Raw genomic sequence first — 17,541 nt, forward strand, 5'->3', positions numbered from 1 at the left:
GCCGTCGCCAGGCGGTTACTCACCATCCTCAACGCCATCCTCAGGGATCGACGCCCATGGCAACCCGCTTGACACCCAAGACAGTCGCTCCCCCGTGAACAACGGGGGAGGAAAGATCATTTCGCGATGTAGATGCAGATCTTGTTGCCGGTCGGATCGCGCAGATAGGCGCCGTAGAACTTGTCGCCATCCGGCGGACGATAGCCGGGCTTGCCTTCGTCGGTGCCGCCATTGGCCATGCCGGCCGCATACGCGGCATCGACGGCTTCCTGCGACGGCGCCTTAAACGCCAGCATGGTGCCGTTGCCGGAGGTTGCCGGCTCCTTGTTGAACGGCGAACAGACATAGAAATAGTGGCTGTCCGCCCCCTTGGGGCCGTAGCCGATCCAACCGCCATCGGCGAATTTGCGCTCATCGCCGACATGCGTGAGCACCGCGTCATAGAACTTACCCGACGCTTCGCTATCGCGGGCGCCGATCGTGACATAGCCAAGCATGTGCCTCTCCCTGTTTGCCCCGAGCTATAGCACCGGGCGAAGAACAAATAAAGAACGATTATCTAAATCCAGACGTCGTTGGGCGCGGTGCGATCGCCGCCAGCATCGCCGGTGTTGACGACGCCCGACGGCTCGACCACCAAAATCTTGGCCTCGCGCGGCGCGAACGGCTTGTGTTCGATGCCCTTCGGCACGACGAACATCTCGCCGGGATGCAGCGTCACCGCACCATCGCGGAAATCGATCCGCACTTCGCCCTCGAGCACGATGAAGACCTCGTCGGTGTCGGAGTGACTGTGCCAGACGAATTCGCCTTCGATCCGCGCCAGCTTGAACTGATAGTCGTTCATCTGCGCGACGATCTTGGGCTGCCATTGCTCGGCAAAGCGGGAAAATTTTTCGGCGAAATTGATCGCGTTCGGCATGGGAATCCTCTCAACGCTCAGATGGCGGCGAGACGGCAAGCCTTCAAATCACATTCGCGTGGGCCGCGATTCAGGCGGTGTCGCCGACGCGCTTGAACACCTGATCGGCCGGATCGAGCATCGACAAAGTGCCGTCGGAAATCTTGAAGTGGGCGCCGATCAGTTGCAGCGTGCCGTTCTCGACGCGCTCGGCAATGAAGGGGAACGTCATCAGCCGGCCGAGCGACAGCCGGATCGATTCGCATTCGACCGCCAGCGGATCGCCGCCGCTGCAAGTGTGGATCGCGGGCTCCAACAGCGACACCCATTGCGACAGGAACGGGGTCGGCGACTCGGTCCTTGCCATCGCCGCAGCGACGCCGCCGCAATGCTCGTGACCCAGGACGACGATGCGCTCGACTTCGAGATTGATCACCGCGAACGCAATCGCCGCCGACACGCCGTGATAGCCGCCATAGGTTTCATACGGCGGCACCACCGACGCGACATTGCGGATGACGAACAACTCGCCGGCCCGCACGCTGAAAATCGCCGCCGGATCGACACGGCTGTCGCTGCACGAGATCACCAGCGTATGCGGCTTCTGCCCTTTGGCCAGCGCCTCGAAGTGATCCTTGTCGTGCGGCCAGACTTCGCGGCGGAATTTCTGGTATCCGGCGATCAGTGTTTTCATGCGGTCTTAGCCCATCGCCGCGCGGAGATTTTCGTCGACCTTGTCGAGGAAGCCTTCGGTGGTGAGCCATTTCTGTTCGGGACCGACCAGCAGCGCGAGGTCCTTGGTCATGAAGCCGGATTCGACCGTCTCGATGCAGACCTTTTCCAGCGTGTGCGAGAATTCGGCCAGCGCCGTGTTGCCGTCGAGCTTGGCGCGATGGGCGAGACCCCGGGTCCAGGCGAAGATCGAGGCAATCGAATTGGTCGAGGTCGGCTTACCCTTCTGATGCTCGCGGTAATGGCGGGTGACGGTGCCGTGCGCGGCTTCGGCTTCGACAATCTGGCCGTCCGGCGTCATCAGCACCGAGGTCATCAGGCCGAGCGAGCCGAAGCCCTGCGCCACGGTGTCGGACTGCACGTCGCCGTCGTAGTTCTTGCAGGCCCAGACATAGCCGCCCGACCATTTGAGGGCCGAGGCCACCATGTCGTCGATCAGGCGATGTTCGTAGGTGAGGCCCTTGGCCTTGTAGGCGGCGGCGAATTCCTTCTCGAACACCTCCTGGAACAGATCCTTGAAGCGGCCGTCATAGGCCTTGAGGATGGTGTTCTTGGTCGAGAGATAGAGCGGATAATTGCGCGCCAGGGCGTAATTCATCGAAGCGCGGGCGAAGTCGCGGATCGATTCGTCGAGATTGTACATGCCCATCACCACGCCGGCGCCGGGCGCCTTGAAGACTTCTTGCTCGATCACCTCGCCGTCGTCGCCGACGAATTTCAGCGTCAGCGTGCCTTTGCCGGGGAACTTGAAATCGGTGGCGCGGTATTGATCGCCGAAAGCATGGCGGCCGATGACGATGGGCTGGGTCCAGCCGGGAACCAGACGCGGCACGTTCTTGCAGATGATCGGCTCGCGGAAGATCACCCCGCCCAGGATGTTGCGGATGGTGCCGTTGGGCGACTTCCACATCTTCTTGAGGGAGAATTCCTTCACCCGCGCTTCGTCGGGCGTGATGGTGGCGCATTTGACGCCGACGCCGTGGCGCTTGATCGCTTCCGCCGAGTCCACCGTCACCTTGTCCTCGGTGGCGTCGCGGTGCTCGACCGACAGGTCGTAATAATCCAACTTCACGTCAAGGTAGGGCAGGATCAGCTTCTGCTTAATCAGATCCCAGATGATCCGGGTCATCTCATCGCCGTCGAGTTCGACGACCGGGTTAGCTACCTTGATCTTGTTCATGGAAGTTCCTCGGCGGGGGAAATTGGAGTCGTTCTAGCCAAAGCCTCCCCAGGCGTCAAAGGCATTTCGAGGGGGAAGCCATGCGGCGATGGCATTTGATTGTCCTGCTCCCAATTTTGGCCATCGTACTGGGCTTGTGCCTGGTCCGGTACGCTGAATGCCTCCAGACAACCTTCGCAGATTATCACGTCACACGAACCATCCCGGACGACCCGGTTCTGACCTCATCCGTAGAAGGCGCCGACGTTGCGTGTCTTGGCGGCCCCACGTGCGATGTTCGTGCTTTTGCCAAAATCAGCGGCTTTTTTCCTCGACCAGGCGTACCTCGGTTGGCAGCCCTGCTTGGCGGCATAGTTGCTCCGGTACTTCTGATTTTCGCGGCGATAGGAATTGCAATCCGTCGCCGCTCGCTGCGCGTTGTCCCGCTATCCCTGGCCGCTCTCTTTTTATTCGGCATGATGCTCGATGTGCCCGGACGATATTTCGATGGCACAAGCAATGCAGACGTGCGGCAGCAGATTTCAGCGCAGGGGATTTACGTGACGAAAGTCGAGGCGGGAATGGATTGCCTCGGCACCAATCCTTGTTTCAAAACGCCCTACTACGCGTTCACACAGGGTGTATTTGCAGCCAAAGGCGTACCCAAGCTAATGGCTATAGGCTTGGGATTGGCACTCCCGGGGTTGCTTCTGTTCGGTTCTATTGTGGTTGCATTTTGGCCAAGGTCGCGTAAGACGCCGTCATGACCACCCCTGCCATCATCCTGTGCCGCCCGCAGCTCGGCGAGAATATCGGCGCCGCCGCCCGCGCCATGAAGAATTTCGGGCTTTCGGACCTTCGCATCGTCGCGCCGCGCGACGGCTGGCCGAACGAGAAGGCTTACGCCATGGCGGTCACCGCCAAGCCGATCCTCGACGACGCCAAGCTTTATGATGATCTGCACGAGGCCCTGGCCGACCTCAATGTCGTCTACGCCACCACGGCGCGCGACCGCGGCATCACCAAGGAAGTCATCACCCCGCCGGAAGCGGCGCGGCGGCTGCGCAAGGTGCCGGCCGGCGACAAGACGGGTCTGCTGTTCGGCAACGAGCGCGCCGGGCTCGAGAACGACGACGTTTCGCTCGCCGATTGCGTCATCACCATTCCGACCGCGGAGTTCGCTTCGCTCAATCTCGGCCAGGCGGTGCTTTTGTGCTGCTACGAATGGTTCAAGGCCGAGGACCACACCCCGGTTTCAAAAATCGAGCACAACCCGATCCATCGCAAACCGACGCGGCAAGAGCTGTTCCAGCTGTTCGATCATCTCGAAGGCGAACTGACCCGCACCGGTTTCCTGTTTCCGCCCGACAAGCGCGATCACATGAGCCGCGCCATCCGCGCCACCATCCATCGCGCCAAGCTGACCTACCAGGAAGTGCAGACGCTGCGCGGCATGATCGTGGCGCTCGCCAAAGGCAAGCACCGGGCACAACCGAAGGAATAACCCCCCTTCCCACGCTTCGCGTGGACTTCCCCCCGCAACTGCGGGGGGCAGAAAACTACCCCGAAATCTTGCCTTGCCAGACCGGCCAGCAGGCGGGGCGGCCTTTGGCTTTGACGCCGTTGTAGAGCCGCATCTGCGCGTCTTCCGCCGACGCGCCGCGCTCGACCGCGTTGTAATCGCCGCCGCCCTGGCACCAGACATAAAACCGGTGCTTGCCGGGCGCATAGAAATCGGCCTGTTTCGACGAGGTCAGATTGTCGGCTACGGCGACGCCAGCGGCCGTAATGCCGATGCCGAGGGCAACTGCCCACCAAAGCCTGCGCATACACCCCACCCGATCCGCCGGTTGCGATCCAACCAACGCAGAAGGGCCGGATTTGGATCCGACCGCATTTTTGTAAAACCCACGATACACCGTTTACATCGCGTTTTCACCGCCCCGCCGGCGGTGCTGCGGCGTTATGGTGACAAGCGCTCGGGTTTGCCGCCGGCAGCCGCCAACAGGCTGGTTAATTCCCCGGCCACAGTCTCCACCAGGGCGGGATCGAACCCGCGGGCCACGAGCTGCACGCCATAGCCATCGGCGCGGTAGACCGGATAGGACCCGATCGCGACATCCGGAAAACGGGTCTGGATCGCAGCCAAACCGGCGGCAATCGCCCCTTCCGCCACCGCGGCCGCCACCGTGACGCTGATCACCGGCCGTCCCCGGCTGAGCCGCGGCGCCACCTCGTCGAGCATCGCCCGCATGATCGACGGCACCCCCGCCAGTACGAAGACGTTGTCGATCTGAAATCCGGGCGCCGCCGACACCGTGTTGCGAATGAGACTGGCCCCGTCGGGAATCCGGGCCATGCGGCGGCGCATTGCGTTGAAATCGGCCGGATCGGCGAAACGGGCGGCGAGCAGCTTCAGCGCCTCGGGATGGTAATCGATCCCGACCCCGAAAGCGGCGGCCACCGCATCGGCGGTGATGTCGTCGTGGGTGGGCCCGATGCCGCCGGTCGTAAACACATAGCAGTACCGGGCTCTGAGCGTGTTCAGGGCCGCGATGATTTCATCGGCAAAATCGCCCACCACCCGGATTTCCTTGAGGGTGATGCCGAACGGGCCGAGGAAGCGTGCAATCGTGTTGGAATTCGTGTCTTGCGTGCGGCCGGACAGGATTTCGTTGCCGATGACCAGCACCGCGGCGGTAGGATTTTCGCTCATCGGCGCATTTTGGGCCGCATCCCAGAGGTTTACCAGCAGCGATAGGGACAATTACGAGAGGAGTGGAATTGGGCGGCCGTGCATCCTAGATTGGGGGGGACAACGCGATAGATGTTTCCCTGATGCAAGTTTCCGAGGTTTTCGAGGCCGCCCGCCGGGCCCATTTCGCCGTGGCGCTTCACACCGAAAAGGATTTCGAGGGCATGCGCCGGGCCGGACGGCTGGCGGCGGAGGTGCTCGATCTGATGGTGCCGGAAGTGAAACCCGGCGTGACCACCGCCCACCTCGACGAGATCGCCTACAATTACATGGTCGATCACGGCGGCGTTCCGGCGTGCCTGGGCTATCGCGGTTACCGCTATACGCTGTGCACCTCGATCAACCATGTCGTCTGTCACGGCATGCCCTCGGACCGCCCGCTCAAGGACGGCGATATCGTCAACATCGACGTGACCGTGATCCTCGACGGCTGGCACGGCGATTCCAGCCGCATGTATCTGGTCGGCGAGGTCAAGCGCAAAGCCGCCCGCCTGGTCGACATCACCTACGACTCGATGATGCGCGGCATCGCCATCATCAAACCCGGCGCCACCACCGGCGACATCGGCCACGCCATCCAGTCCTTTGCCGAAGGCGAGGAAAAGTGCAGCGTGGTGCGCGATTTCTGCGGCCACGGCCTGGGTCAGGTGTTCCACGCCCTGCCCAATATCGTCCACTACGGCAAGCCGGGACACGGCATCGGCCTCAAGCCGGGGATGTTCTTCACCGTCGAGCCGATGATCAATCTCGGCGGCTACGGTGTGAAGGTCTTGTCCGACGGCTGGACCGCGGTAACCCGCGACCGCTCGTTGTCGGCACAGTTCGAGCACGCCGTCGGCGTGACCGAAGACGGCGTCGAAATCTTCACGCTGTCGCCCAAAGGCTGGCACAAGCCGCCTTACCTGTAAGCGCCACCGATTGTGGTAAACTCCTCCGGATTCGGCCGGGGGGCTACTGTGTCCAAATCCCAGCGCTCGGTGTCCGACGTGGAAATGCCGCATTATGTCGGCCACCGCGAACGCCTGCGCGAACGCTTCTTCAGCGCCGGCGCCGACGCCATGCCGGACTACGAACTCCTCGAACTCACCCTGTTCGCCGCCGTGCCCCGGCGCGATGTCAAACCGCTGGCCAAAGCCCTGATCGCCCGGTTCGGATCGTTTGCCGAGGTCATCGCCGCCCCGCGCGAGCGCCTGGCGGAGGTTGAAGGGGTCTCTGCGTCCGTCGCGACCCAGTTGAAAATCGTCGAAGCGGCCGCCCGGCGGCTGGCCAAAACGCGACTGTTGGGACGGCCGGCACTGGCCTCGTGGTCGGCGCTGATCGACTACTGCGCCGCCGCCATGGCCCGCTCGCAGAAAGAGGAATTCCGGGTCCTCTTCCTCGACCGCAAGAATGTTCTGATGGCGGACGAAGTGCAGTCGACCGGGACCGTCGATCACACCCCGGTCTATCCGCGCGAGATCGTCAAGCGCGCCCTCGACCACGGCGCCACCGCCATGATCCTGGTCCACAACCATCCCTCGGGCGATCCCACCCCCTCCAAAGCCGACATCACCATGACCCGCGATGTCGCCGATGCCGCCAAGGCGCTGGGGATCGTGGTCCACGACCACGTGATCGTCGGCCGCAGCGGCCACGTCAGCTTCAAGGCCCTCGGTCTGCTTTAAGATAATCCGCGGCAAATGCTTCGGCGCCGGTGAGGCGGCTGCTATACAAGGCCCCGAAAGGTGGGGGTTGATGCAGCGGTTCGTGATCCGCCAATTGATACGGCTGGCGGCAGGGCTTTTGGGGGCGGTTTTGATCGCCGCAGCGATCGCTGCGAGCGGCGAACCGGCCGCGCGCGATCTGCCCGGTTTTCTCACCGCATTCCTCAACCATCTGATCCAGTTCGGACGCCTCAATCTCGGCATCAGCCTGGTCAGCGGGACGCCCGTGGCGCAGGAGCTCGCCCGGTATCTGCCGCAGACACTCGCCCTGGTGGCGATGGGCGCCGGCGTTGCCCTGGTGGCGGGCGTGCCGTTCGGCCTCTTGCTCGCGCTGGGCCCGACCCGGCGCATCGCGGCACCCTTGATCCAGATCATCACCGCCACCCCGGTCTTCGTTTCCGGCCTCGCGCTCGCCTTTGTCGCCGTACATGTGCTGCACTGGCCGGTGAGCGTGAACGCGCCGGTGGCGACGCCGTACCAGTCCTGGCAGATCGCCGCCTTGCCGATCCTGACGGTCGGACTGGCCGGCGCGGCCGCCGTGCAACTCGTCCTGCGCCGGTCGGCGGCGCTGTCGAGCGAAGCGCCGTTCCGCACCGGCTTGAAGCGGATGGGACTCGGCCTGATCGAGATCGAAACCTTTTACGTTCTGCCGCATGTGGCCGCCGGGCTGGCCGCCGGCGCGCGCGAGATCGTGCTGGCGCTGGTCTCGGCCACCGTGGTGGCGGAATGGGTGTTCCACTCTGCCGGTGCCGCCGACCTGTTCGTGAAATCGGTGGCGCTGGCCGACTGGAACATGGCCGCCATCCTCCTGTTCGTGTTCGCCGCCATAACCTTCGTGGTCGATTTCCTCGGCCAGACCATCGCCCATGCGCTGGCGCCGGGAGGCCGGCCATGAGAACGCGCGAGGTATCGCTGGCAAGCCTGATCGTGCGCGGCCTGGGCTGGCTGGGCCTGGGACTGCTGGCGCTGGCGGTGCTGCTCAGCGACTTCCTTGCCCACGCTCCGGCCGGGGCCGCCATAGCCGGTGCCGAACTGAGCCCGCCGTCGCAGGCCCATCCGTTCGGCACCGACATCATCGGCCGCGACGTCTTCAGCGAAACCCTGCACGGTCTGGCCGCCACCGGCGTCAAAGCGGTGGCCGCCGCCGCCATCGCCATCGTGCTCGGCGGACTGTTCGGTGCCGTCGCGGCGCGGCTGCCGCGGCCTCTGGCGCTTTTGGTGCGCGGCTTCTGGGGCGTTCTGGCCGCGGTTCCGCCCTTGCTCCTGGCCATCCTGCTGATCGGCCTGTTCGGCGGCGGCTTTGCCATCGTCGCCGCGGGCCTTGCCACCGCCCCGCTCGGCTTCGTGCGCAGCTTCGATGCCGTCGACGTCCGCTCGCGCCATGCCGAATACGCCCACGCCACCGGCATTCCCGGCATGATCCTGTTGAAACGCGACCTCACATACGATTTCCACAACGTCTTCGGCAGCGTGGTGGCGCGCGCCTTGGCCGCCGCCACCATCGTGATCTCCACCGCCAGTTTCCTCGGCTTCGGCGCTCCCACCCGCGACCTCGGACTGATGATCGCGGCCAGCAAGATCAGTTTCTTCTCCGCCTGGTGGACGGCAGCATTTCCGGCTCTGGCCCTGATCCTTTTGATCCTGTGCGCCCGGCTGGCGGCCGGCCTCGATGAAGGGGAGCGGGCATGAACGGACCGCTGCTCGAGCTTTCCGACCTGACAGTGACGCGCGGCGGCACCACCGTTCTCGACCGGCTGTCGCTCCGGCTCGAAACCGGCGAGTGCGCCATCCTGCTCGGCGAAGAAGGCTCGGGGCGCGAGGCGCTGGTGCGGGTGCTGGGCGGCTTCCCCGACAAGGCGGACAGCATCTCGGGCACCATCAAGTTTGCCGCCAATCAGGCGCGGCCCGCCGCCAAGCGCCTCAAGGCGCCGATCCGCATCGCTTATCTGCCGAGCCCGCTGACCAATCCCTTGTCGCCCCATGCCAGCGCCTTGAAACAACTCGTGCGCATCGTGGCGCGCAAACTCGGCGCTCCGTTCGGCAGCGCCCGCGAGGAATTGCGGCTGGCGCTCGAACGCTTCCCCACCGCGGTGACGCTGGAACTGCTCGACACCAAGCCGGACCGGCTCGATCCGGTGACGCTGGCGATCGCGCTGATGGCGGCGGTGACCGCCCAAACCCCCGATCTGGTGCTGGCCGACCATCCCTTTGCCGATCTCGGACCGGCGGCGGTCAAACTCCTGATGACGCTGCTCCGGGCCGAACACACCCGGCTCGGCTTCGGACTGATCTATGCCACCGGCGGCTTGCAGGCGGCGGCCCGGCTGGGCGGGCGGGTGCTGGTGCTGCGTGCCGGCCGGGTGGTCGAAGAAGGCGACGCGACGCGGCTGATGGGCGAGCACGCCCACGCCTATACCAAGACCCTGTTCAAGGCCCTGCCGCGCCTCAACCGCGACGCCCCCAAGCCGCGCACCGCCCATCGCGGCCAGCCGCTGCTGCAGGTCCACGGCCTTTCCTTCGTGCCCAACACCTCGATGCGCGACGGCCTCACCTTCGAACTGCGCCGCAGCGCCTCGCTGGCACTGGTCGGCGAAGCCGGTTCCGGGCGGCGGGCGATGCTCAGAGCCCTGCTCGGCTTCGACAAGGCCCCGAGCGGCAAGGTGCTGTTCGATGCCGTCGATCTCTACCGCCTGTCGGAGGCGATGGCCTCGCGCATCCGCCGCCGCATCGCCTTCGTCACCGGCGAGGACGATTGCCTCGATCCGCGCATGACCATCCACGACACCGTCGAAGAGCCGCTGCGCGCCCATCTCGATCTCAGCCGCGATCTCATCGCCGGCTATCGCGACGAAGCGCTGAAACGGGTCGGGCTGGCCAGTCACGACGGCAAGCGCACCGTCGCCTCGCTGTCGATGTTCGACAAACGGCGGCTGCAGGTGGCGCGCGCCTTCGTCGGCGCACCCCTTCTGGTGGTGGTCGACGAACCCTTGAAGGGCCTCGACGCGTTCGCCCAGACCATCATGCGCGAAGTGCTGGTCGATTTCCGCGCCACCCAGGAATCGGCGTTCCTGGTGATGACCTCGGACTTGACCGTGGCGCAGGCCCTCGCCGACGAAGCCATGGTGTTCCAGGACGGCAAGATCGTGGAACGCGGCTCGATCGCCCATCTGGTGCGTACCCCCCAGCACGACGCCACCAAGGCGCTGATCGAGGCGGTGAGCTTTTCCGATCTTTCACCCGAGAGTTCTTCGAATCTTTGATTGTCGCGCTTTCGGACGGAAAACCGGGTTCCACTTTTCCTGAAAGCGCTCTAGGGTCCGCCCGATTCCCGAGGACGATAGGACTATGATCCCGCGCTACGCCCGCGCCGATATGACCGCGATCTGGTCGGCCGAAACCAAATTCCGCATCTGGTTCGAAATCGAAGCCCACGCGGCGACCGCGCTCGCCAAGCTCGGCGTCATTCCGGAGCACGCCGCCAAGACGGTGTGGGAAAAGGGCGCCGCCGCGAAATTCGACGTCGCGCGCATCGACGAGATCGAACGCGAGGTCAAGCACGACGTCATCGCCTTCCTCACCCATCTGTCCGAGATTGTCGGCCCCGAAGCGCGCTTCGTGCACCAGGGCATGACCTCGTCGGACGTGCTCGACACCTGCCTGGCGGTGCAGATGAAGCGCGCCGCCGACCTCTTGATCGCCGACGTCGACAAGCTGCTCGAAGCGATCAAGACCCGCGCCTTCGAACACAAGCTGACGCCCTGCATCGGCAGGAGCCACGGCATTCACGCCGAGCCGACCACCTTCGGGCTCAAGCTCGCCGGTTATTATGCCGAGTTCACCCGCGCCCGCGCGCGACTGGTGACGGCCCGCGAAGAAATCGCCACTTGCGCCATTTCCGGACCGGTCGGCACCTTCGCCAGCGTGTCGCCCGAGGTCGAAGCCTATGTCGCCGAACAAATGGGGCTGACCGTCGAGCCGGTGTCGACGCAAGTGATCCCGCGCGACCGTCATGCCGCCTTCTTCGCGGCGCTGGCGGTGGTGGCCTCGTCGCTCGAACGGCTGGCCGTGGAGATCCGCCATCTGCAGCGCACCGAAGTTTTGGAAGCCGAAGAGTATTTCTCGCCCGGCCAGAAGGGCTCCTCGGCGATGCCGCACAAGCGCAATCCGATCCTGTCGGAGAACGTCACCGGTCTCGCCCGCATGGTGCGCTCCGCCGTGATCCCGGCGCTGGAAGACGTGGCGCTGTGGCATGAGCGCGATATCTCGCACTCCTCGGTGGAACGCTATATCGGCCCCGACGCCACCATCACGCTCGACTTCGCGCTCGCCCGCATGACCGGACTGATCGCCAAGCTGGTGGTCTATCCCGAGCACATGCTGGCCAACCTCAACCGCACCCACGGCGTCGTCAACAGCCAGCGCGTGATGCTGGCGCTGACGCAAAAGGGTCTGGCGCGCGAAGTCGCCTATCGCCTGGTGCAGAAGAACGCCATGCGCGCCTTCAACGGCGAAGGCCCGCTGCTCGATCTCTTGAAGACCGATCCCGACGTCACCAAGGCGCTGTCGACGACCGAACTGGAATCGCTGTTCGACCTCGGCTTCCATCTCAAGAACGTCGACACGATTTTCGCGCGGGTGTTCGGGTAAAAATAAACTTGTCATCCCCGGCTGAGCAGTCCGAGCGTCGCGAGGAATGCGAAGGGAAGGGGACCCAGGTGGCCGCGCCTGATCAGACTTCGAAGTGAAGTCGTGCCTTTTCTGAAACGCAGAAGATGTGTCGCGACCTGGGTTCCCTTCCCCTCCCATCCTTCGCGCGGTGCGCTCCGGACGGTCGGCCGGGAATGACAGGTTTGTTTTGGCGGGGCAGATCTTCGTCACCGACCAGACGCGGCGGACGGTGCCGTCGACTTCGAGGATGAACAGGTCCGTGCGGCGCGGCGGTTGCGCCGCGATCATCTGTTCGGCCGCGGCGATGGCGGCTTTCACGCGGGCGATCAACGCATTCATCCTGGAACGGAGCGCCTTCACCTCGGCCAACAGTGCCCGCATCTCAGCGCGCTCGCGCTTGACCGCATTGCGGTTACCAACCGGCGCCCCCGCACGCCGCGCTTCGGCAACATAATTGTTTTGACGGTTTTCGCACCCAGGAGGGGGAGCCCCCTCCCCTGGCGGGACCACCCCTTTTACCATCGATTTGGCGCACCCGCGCGCGCAACGGCCGCCGCATCGCTTCGATCAGAAGCGGCGGGGTTTGCGAGAATGCGAGTGCGTCGTCCATGCACCATCAGCGGTCAGTCTTCCTTTGGAAAAGTGGGAAGCGACCGCGCCGGCATCAAGCGCTATCTGAGACAGGAATCGGCAACAATTATCACGATTTCTGAACGATGAGACGCAGGTGCAAGAGCCAAAATCGACGGTCGTAGCTATTCGGACAACTTCAGTGAGACTGTTTCTGGCAATCGACACTTCGTTTAAGCTCTCGCCGTCTCGAAAGAACGCCCAAATAGGGGAACAACATGCCATCGTCACCCAGATGGTTGGGTCTTGTAGACCAGTGGAGACCTTGGGATTCAAACTTCCGCAAACAGTTTAATGAGCGACTTGCCAAAACACTGGAACATGTTCGTATACATGGAGACATAACGCTGCTGAGAAAGGTAATCGCGGAGATCGCAGATACAGAATTGCGGCGTGCTGTGATCCGTAAGGTTGTTACCCGTTACCCACTTAAGTATGACCTGCAGTCAAAATGCCTAAGACTTAAAGGGGACTGGCGCTGTTCGTGGAAGCGAACTGCAAGGTTTGATGCATTCACTGCGAATGCATCAGAGTGGGCGCCATGCATACCGACCAGAAATCATAGAAAAGCGACCCAGGACTATTTAGCCGAAACAATCCAACAAAAGGAACTCGCCATCCGATTTCGGGATGCGGGTGATTTATATCGTTATGAACTCGCGCTCGATGCTGCCCGCCAAGCCATGAAGAAAGCGCGACGAGGACATTAACTGCGCAATCGCTATCACGATTTCTGAACGATGAGACGCAGATGCAATTTCACCTCCACCTTGCGGGAAAGGAGCAGTGAACATGCGCGCAAGACGACCCGTCACGGCTTGGCGACGCGCAGTCCTTTGTCGTCGGCGAGTTTGAGGGCGGTGCCCCAGCCGTAAAAATTGTTGGCGACGGCGACCGCGATCTGATTGGCGCCGGCCTTGAGCGGCAGCGCGAACGACGCGTTCTGCGGCGTGCAGCGTCCGTCCGGGGCCTTGCGCGCTTGCGGCGGCTGATAGGGATTCTTGTCGGCAAACACCTTTTCGCCGTTCACGAACACCCACACCTCGCGGCAGAGAGCGATGTTCACGGTCTTGGGTCCGGCGCGGCGCGCGGTGATCGTCGTTTTCAGCCACGCCAGCGCGCGACCCGGCGCCGAGACCGGTTTGCCGTAAAGCCGGGTGAGGTTCACGAGGCCGTCCGACTCGGCCGCCAGCGGCTGCCACGGCGCCGTCGGCATATCGGCGAGCACAGGTTCGCGGCCGGCCGCCAGCACGGAGGGCTGGGAAACCTGCCAATGGCGCACGAACAGCGCATCGCTCCTGGCGGCGGCGGGCGGCGGCGGCGCGGCCGTATCGGGGGTGACCGTGAGATTGGCGAACACGCCGGGACCGTGCAGCACCAAGCCGCCGCTCGTCGTGCCGCCTTCGAGATGGGCGTCGGCCAGCGCCAGCGTGCCGTTGACATAAATCGACAGCCGCTCGCCCGCGACCGTCAGCTTGATGTGATTCCACGCTCCGTCCGCGAGCGGCGCCGGGCGCTGGTATTGCGGGAAGAAGTCCCACAACAGAACGCCGTGCACCATCGGCGCATACTGCATGCAGTCGATGGCGGTGGCGCAATTCGGCTTGGGGCGGAAATAGAAGTCCTCGTAGTTCTCGCCATCGATGCGGCGAAAGCCGATGCCGACGCCCATGGTCCCCTGGGTCTCGACATCGAATTCGATGCTGCCGTTGGCGAGAATGACGCCGTTCGGTACCGCCTGGGCATTGGTCTGCTTCAGCTTGAGCGCGGCAAAACCTTTGTAATCGGCGAATTCGCCGTCGCCGCGCACGGTCCAGGCCTCGGCTTTCATGGCGACCGGATCGGCCGCCATGGCGGGAAACAGGCCAAGCATCATCAGGCTGGCGCAAGCGGCGAGCTTCATCGTCGTCTCCGAAAGGATCAAGGACGGCACGCTAGCATCGGGGGTGAAGCCGAGCCGTTCACATCGCGGTGTGAGCGATCACATCGCGGTGTAAATCATGAGCAAATTATCATGCTGCGATTGCCGCGCAGCTTCAGCGCCGACCGGCTGCTCGACAGCGCTAGGAAGCGCCGACGCCCGTCGGGGCGATCCCGATTTGATCGGCCACGACTTCAAGGACGACCTCCGGCAGAGACTCCGCAATCGCGGCCCGCATTTGCGCCAGCGCTTCTGGATCGGCCGGACCTCGTGCAAATGCTTCATCCCTGGTGCGCGCACTAGGCCACTGGGCATAGGAATACCACAGGCCATCAGCGCCGCGGTGCAACCGCGATCCCAGCGATCCGCGCACCCGGAGGGCCATCGTCATACGCGACCAAGCTTCAACAAAAGCGTCCTCGGCGTCGGCCCGCAGCCGCCATCGATAAAGAACGACGAAACCCGGCGTCACGCTTTCGTTTGCCGGCGCTTGGCGCGATTGCATCCGTGCGGTTCCCTTGTTGGACGGAGCGGGCACTCCCGCTCGCCATATGCTCAGCACGACATACAAAACAAACGGCCGGAGCGAAAGCCCCGGCCGTCGTATTGAACAAACGCGCTGAGGATCAGATCTTGCCCGACAGCGTCACGCCGTAGGTCGGCGGTTCGTTGAGGATCGCGGCCGAGTAGTTCTCGATCACGCCCTTGAGGTTCTTGTTGTTGGTGATGTTGCGGCCGTAGAGAGCGACTTCCCAGGCGTCGGTGGAATAGCCGACTTTCAAACCGCCTTCGAAATTGCCGTTCGAATTGAACTCGCGGGTGCGATAGAGCACGAAGTTGGTATAGCCCTGCAGGTTCCAATCCGTCGCCACGAACACTTTGCCCTCGCCGCCGAGCGGAATGTCGTAGCGGCCGGAGAAGTTGAGGTTGTATTCCGGCGCGTTCGGCAGCGGGTTGCCGTCGATCTTGGCGAAATACGTCGTGCCGGTGCCTGTGCCCTTGGCGAAATAGGGGTTCAGCGGCGTGACGGTGAGAACGCCGAGGAAGCTGCCCATCTGGGCATAGGCGTTGGCGTCCTTGATCTCGGTGTGCAAGAGCGACAGGCCCGCCGTGAGCGACAGGTTCTCGATCGGCAGCCAGTCGAGTTGGGCTTCCATGCCGTAGGCCTCGGCCTTGTTGGCATTGAAGAACACGCCGTTGCCGTTGGAGTCGTTGCCGTTGAGCTGAACGTCGTCGACCGTATAGGTGAAGGCCGACACGTTGAAGCGCAGCGTGTTGGAGAACTGGCTCTTGAGGCCGGCTTCCCACGACAGGATGGTTTCGGAATTGGCCGAGGTGAACGGCGCGTTGAACACCGCCGAACGGCCCTGAATGGTGGGACCGCGGAAGCCGGTGGCGACGCGGGCATAAACACTGAGATCGGGGCTCACCTCGTAAAGCGCGCTGACGTCCCAGCTCGGCTTGGTGTCTTCCAGCACCGGATGCGGGTTGGCGCTGGCGGGGAAACCCACTACGCCCGCCGCGGTCGCCGCCGGTTTGACCAGCAGCGTGTCCTTGCGGTCGTTGGTGACGCGGACGCCGCCGGTGATCGTCAAGTGCGGCAGCACTTCGTAGCTCGCCTGGCCGAACAGCGCCCACGAGGTGTTGGCATCGCGCAAGCGCACCCAGTTGTTGGGATTGTTGGCCGGCGGGGTCAGGAAGAAGGCGCGCTGATAGAATTCGGTGATGTCGTGCTGGTCGAAATACATGCCGCCGACCTGCCACTTGAACGGGCCTTCGGCGCTGGAGGCCAGACGCACTTCCTGCGTCCATTGGCTGAGCGCGCGCACCCGGCCCATCGATTCGCCGAAACCGGCATTGCCATAATCGGCCGCCGCACCGCCGTCGGTATCGCCGCGGCTCTGGCCTTCGGTCGCTTCATAGCCGGTGATCGAGGTCAGCGTGACGCCGCCGAAATCGTAGGTGATGTTCTCCGAGATGCCGTAGGTGTTGTAGCCCTGCGGATTGTTCATGCCTTCGTCCCAGCGCGCCTGGTTCCAGTGCTGCGACGAGACATCGTGCGAACCGAGGCTGATGGCGCCGCGGCGGAACACGCTGGCCGGACCGTCGTACCAGCGGCCGTGCATCACGGTCAGCATGGAAAGATTGTCGGTCGGCGTCGCCAGCAACTGGACGCGCAAGTCGCGTTCGTTGAAGCCGCCCACCGCATCCTTCTGGCCGGTCGGCGTGCCGTCGGCCGAAGCGCCGGTGTAGGTGTTGTCGATATAATGATCGCGCTTCTGATAGAGGCCGGAAACGCGCAGCGCGAGCTTGCCGTCGATCAGCGGGCCGCCGGCGCCGAAATCGATGTCGACACTGTTATAGGCGCCGTAGCTGGCCGAGCCGCGCGCCTCGAACGTCTGGCTGGGGCGGATCGAATCGAACTTGATGATGCCGGCGGTGGTGTTGCGGCCGAACAGCGAACCTTGCGGACCGCGGAACACTTCCACGGCGCCGACGTCGAAGGCGGGCGTCGACTTCAGCACGACGTGTTCCATCACGATGTCGTCCTGGATGATCGACACCGGCTGCGAGGCGCCGAGATAGAAGTCCACATTGCCGAGACCGCGAATGTAGAAGCGCGGGAAAATGCGCCCCGTGGTGGATTCGACGTAGAGACTCGGCACCTTGCCCGACAACGCCAGCAGCGTGTCGTCGCCCGACGCGGTCATGGTGGTGAGAGCCTCGTTGCTCAACACGCTGGTCGACACCGGCACGTCCTGCTGGTTCTCGACCCGGCGCTGGGCGGTGACGACGACTTCCTCAAGACCTGCGCTCTGGGCAAAGGCCGGATTGCCCACGATCAGGGCGCAAACCGCCGCCCCCACCAGAGCCCGGCCCATAACGTTCATGGAATGCATGCTTTTTTCCCGCTCATTGGTTTACCAAACAGCGAGAAGGCCAACAGAACCCCAGCGCGAGACTTTCGCCTCGCCATCACCCCGGTGTTCGGTGGAAATCCCCTCTCGCGGGCGGAACCTAGGGGCGGTGCATGACTGCTGCGTGACAGTGCGCGTCCGCTCGGCCACGACT

General features: G+C 63.7%; 17 protein-coding genes. 8 read left to right on the forward strand and 9 right to left on the reverse strand.

The annotated features are described in order from the left end of the window. Positions 1 to 116: 116 nt before the first annotated feature. The 4 genes from FHS84_RS20280 to FHS84_RS20295 all read right to left on the reverse strand — a co-directional run bounded on the left by FHS84_RS20280 (position 117) and on the right by FHS84_RS20295 (position 2,813). The gene (locus tag FHS84_RS20280; RefSeq protein WP_166937372.1) at positions 117 to 497 is read right to left on the reverse strand and encodes a VOC family protein; all 381 of its coding nucleotides are present in this window, start codon (positions 495 to 497) and stop codon (positions 117 to 119) included. Between the two features lie 62 nt (positions 498 to 559). Next, on the reverse strand, positions 560 to 922 hold the full coding sequence (locus tag FHS84_RS20285; protein WP_166937373.1) for a cupin domain-containing protein: 363 nt from the start codon (positions 920 to 922) through the stop codon (positions 560 to 562). Between the two features lie 70 nt (positions 923 to 992). After that, positions 993 to 1,595 (reverse strand): carbonic anhydrase, encoded by a 603-nt coding sequence (locus tag FHS84_RS20290; RefSeq protein ID WP_166937374.1) that lies wholly within the window; start codon positions 1,593 to 1,595, stop codon positions 993 to 995. A 6-nt stretch (positions 1,596 to 1,601) separates the two neighbouring features. After that, complete coding sequence (locus FHS84_RS20295; RefSeq protein WP_166937375.1) at positions 1,602 to 2,813, reverse strand: NADP-dependent isocitrate dehydrogenase; 1,212 nt, start codon at positions 2,811 to 2,813, stop codon at positions 1,602 to 1,604. Between the two features lie 80 nt (positions 2,814 to 2,893). Between FHS84_RS20295 and FHS84_RS20300 the strand changes: the two genes are divergently transcribed. Continuing rightward, the gene (locus FHS84_RS20300) at positions 2,894 to 3,559 is read left to right on the forward strand and encodes a hypothetical protein (RefSeq protein WP_166937376.1); all 666 of its coding nucleotides are present in this window, start codon (positions 2,894 to 2,896) and stop codon (positions 3,557 to 3,559) included. Next, complete coding sequence (locus FHS84_RS20305; RefSeq protein WP_166937377.1) at positions 3,556 to 4,296, forward strand: RNA methyltransferase; 741 nt, start codon at positions 3,556 to 3,558, stop codon at positions 4,294 to 4,296. Before FHS84_RS20300 ends, FHS84_RS20305 begins: the two co-directional genes overlap by 4 nt. 55 nt (positions 4,297 to 4,351) lie before the next feature. Here the strand turns inward: FHS84_RS20305 and FHS84_RS20310 are convergent, their stop codons facing one another. Both FHS84_RS20310 and FHS84_RS20315 read right to left on the reverse strand, forming a co-directional pair. Next, positions 4,352 to 4,621: a hypothetical protein gene (locus tag FHS84_RS20310; RefSeq protein WP_166937378.1), complete on the reverse strand. Its 270-nt coding sequence runs from the start codon at positions 4,619 to 4,621 to the stop codon at positions 4,352 to 4,354. Between the two features lie 134 nt (positions 4,622 to 4,755). Continuing rightward, the gene (locus tag FHS84_RS20315) at positions 4,756 to 5,508 is read right to left on the reverse strand and encodes a competence/damage-inducible protein A (RefSeq protein WP_166937379.1); all 753 of its coding nucleotides are present in this window, start codon (positions 5,506 to 5,508) and stop codon (positions 4,756 to 4,758) included. Between the two features lie 122 nt (positions 5,509 to 5,630). On the opposite strand from FHS84_RS20315, the gene map reads away from it, so the two are divergent. From map to purB, 6 genes are all read left to right on the forward strand, one after another. Next, the gene (map, locus tag FHS84_RS20320) at positions 5,631 to 6,455 is read left to right on the forward strand and encodes a type I methionyl aminopeptidase (protein WP_166937380.1); all 825 of its coding nucleotides are present in this window, start codon (positions 5,631 to 5,633) and stop codon (positions 6,453 to 6,455) included. Positions 6,456 to 6,539: 84 nt separating this feature from the next. Continuing rightward, positions 6,540 to 7,211 carry a RadC family protein gene (gene radC, locus FHS84_RS20325; protein WP_166937497.1) on the forward strand — a complete coding sequence of 224 codons (672 nt, stop codon included), beginning with the start codon at positions 6,540 to 6,542 and terminating at the stop codon, positions 7,209 to 7,211. A gap of 70 nt (positions 7,212 to 7,281) precedes the next feature. Then, positions 7,282 to 8,145, forward strand: a complete 864-nt coding sequence (locus tag FHS84_RS20330) for an ABC transporter permease subunit (protein WP_166937381.1) — start codon at positions 7,282 to 7,284, stop codon at positions 8,143 to 8,145. Further along, positions 8,142 to 8,939 (forward strand): hypothetical protein, encoded by a 798-nt coding sequence (locus tag FHS84_RS20335; protein WP_166937382.1) that lies wholly within the window; start codon positions 8,142 to 8,144, stop codon positions 8,937 to 8,939. The genes FHS84_RS20330 and FHS84_RS20335 overlap by 4 nt, the downstream gene beginning before the upstream one ends. Beyond that, entirely contained in the window at positions 8,936 to 10,510 is a 1,575-nt protein-coding gene (locus tag FHS84_RS20340; RefSeq protein WP_166937383.1) for an ABC transporter ATP-binding protein, read from the forward strand. Before FHS84_RS20335 ends, FHS84_RS20340 begins: the two co-directional genes overlap by 4 nt. 85 nt (positions 10,511 to 10,595) lie before the next feature. After that, positions 10,596 to 11,897 carry an adenylosuccinate lyase gene (gene purB / locus FHS84_RS20345; RefSeq protein WP_166937384.1) on the forward strand — a complete coding sequence of 434 codons (1,302 nt, stop codon included), beginning with the start codon at positions 10,596 to 10,598 and terminating at the stop codon, positions 11,895 to 11,897. Positions 11,898 to 13,359: 1,462 nt separating this feature from the next. Here purB and FHS84_RS20350 read toward each other — a convergent pair. From FHS84_RS20350 to FHS84_RS20360, 3 genes are all read right to left on the reverse strand, one after another. Beyond that, positions 13,360 to 14,451: a LamG domain-containing protein gene (locus FHS84_RS20350; protein WP_166937385.1), complete on the reverse strand. Its 1,092-nt coding sequence runs from the start codon at positions 14,449 to 14,451 to the stop codon at positions 13,360 to 13,362. Positions 14,452 to 14,611: 160 nt separating this feature from the next. Continuing rightward, entirely contained in the window at positions 14,612 to 14,974 is a 363-nt protein-coding gene (locus FHS84_RS20355) for an antibiotic biosynthesis monooxygenase family protein (RefSeq protein ID WP_166937386.1), read from the reverse strand. 121 nt (positions 14,975 to 15,095) lie between these two features. Next, on the reverse strand, positions 15,096 to 17,369 hold the full coding sequence (locus FHS84_RS20360; RefSeq protein WP_166937387.1) for a TonB-dependent receptor: 2,274 nt from the start codon (positions 17,367 to 17,369) through the stop codon (positions 15,096 to 15,098). Positions 17,370 to 17,541 lie beyond the last annotated feature (172 nt).

The sequence above is a fragment of the Rhizomicrobium electricum genome, assembly GCF_011762045.1.
Taxonomy (GTDB): Bacteria; Pseudomonadota; Alphaproteobacteria; order Micropepsales; family Micropepsaceae; genus Rhizomicrobium; species Rhizomicrobium electricum.

Coding starts and splice junctions, on each gene's coding strand:
- FHS84_RS20280 (WP_166937372.1), bottom strand. CDS start 497: ATGCTTGGCTATGTCACGATCGGCGCCCGCGATAGCGAAGCGTCGGGT.
- FHS84_RS20285 (WP_166937373.1), bottom strand. CDS start 922: ATGCCGAACGCGATCAATTTCGCCGAAAAATTTTCCCGCTTTGCCGAG.
- FHS84_RS20290 (WP_166937374.1), bottom strand. CDS start 1,595: ATGAAAACACTGATCGCCGGATACCAGAAATTCCGCCGCGAAGTCTGG.
- FHS84_RS20295 (WP_166937375.1), bottom strand. CDS start 2,813: ATGAACAAGATCAAGGTAGCTAACCCGGTCGTCGAACTCGACGGCGAT.
- FHS84_RS20300 (WP_166937376.1), top strand. CDS start 2,894: ATGCGGCGATGGCATTTGATTGTCCTGCTCCCAATTTTGGCCATCGTA.
- FHS84_RS20305 (WP_166937377.1), top strand. CDS start 3,556: ATGACCACCCCTGCCATCATCCTGTGCCGCCCGCAGCTCGGCGAGAAT.
- FHS84_RS20310 (WP_166937378.1), bottom strand. CDS start 4,621: ATGCGCAGGCTTTGGTGGGCAGTTGCCCTCGGCATCGGCATTACGGCC.
- FHS84_RS20315 (WP_166937379.1), bottom strand. CDS start 5,508: ATGAGCGAAAATCCTACCGCCGCGGTGCTGGTCATCGGCAACGAAATC.
- map (WP_166937380.1), top strand. CDS start 5,631: ATGCAAGTTTCCGAGGTTTTCGAGGCCGCCCGCCGGGCCCATTTCGCC.
- radC (WP_166937497.1), top strand. CDS start 6,540: ATGCCGCATTATGTCGGCCACCGCGAACGCCTGCGCGAACGCTTCTTC.
- FHS84_RS20330 (WP_166937381.1), top strand. CDS start 7,282: ATGCAGCGGTTCGTGATCCGCCAATTGATACGGCTGGCGGCAGGGCTT.
- FHS84_RS20335 (WP_166937382.1), top strand. CDS start 8,142: ATGAGAACGCGCGAGGTATCGCTGGCAAGCCTGATCGTGCGCGGCCTG.
- FHS84_RS20340 (WP_166937383.1), top strand. CDS start 8,936: ATGAACGGACCGCTGCTCGAGCTTTCCGACCTGACAGTGACGCGCGGC.
- purB (WP_166937384.1), top strand. CDS start 10,596: ATGATCCCGCGCTACGCCCGCGCCGATATGACCGCGATCTGGTCGGCC.
- FHS84_RS20350 (WP_166937385.1), bottom strand. CDS start 14,451: ATGAAGCTCGCCGCTTGCGCCAGCCTGATGATGCTTGGCCTGTTTCCC.
- FHS84_RS20355 (WP_166937386.1), bottom strand. CDS start 14,974: ATGCAATCGCGCCAAGCGCCGGCAAACGAAAGCGTGACGCCGGGTTTC.
- FHS84_RS20360 (WP_166937387.1), bottom strand. CDS start 17,369: ATGCATTCCATGAACGTTATGGGCCGGGCTCTGGTGGGGGCGGCGGTT.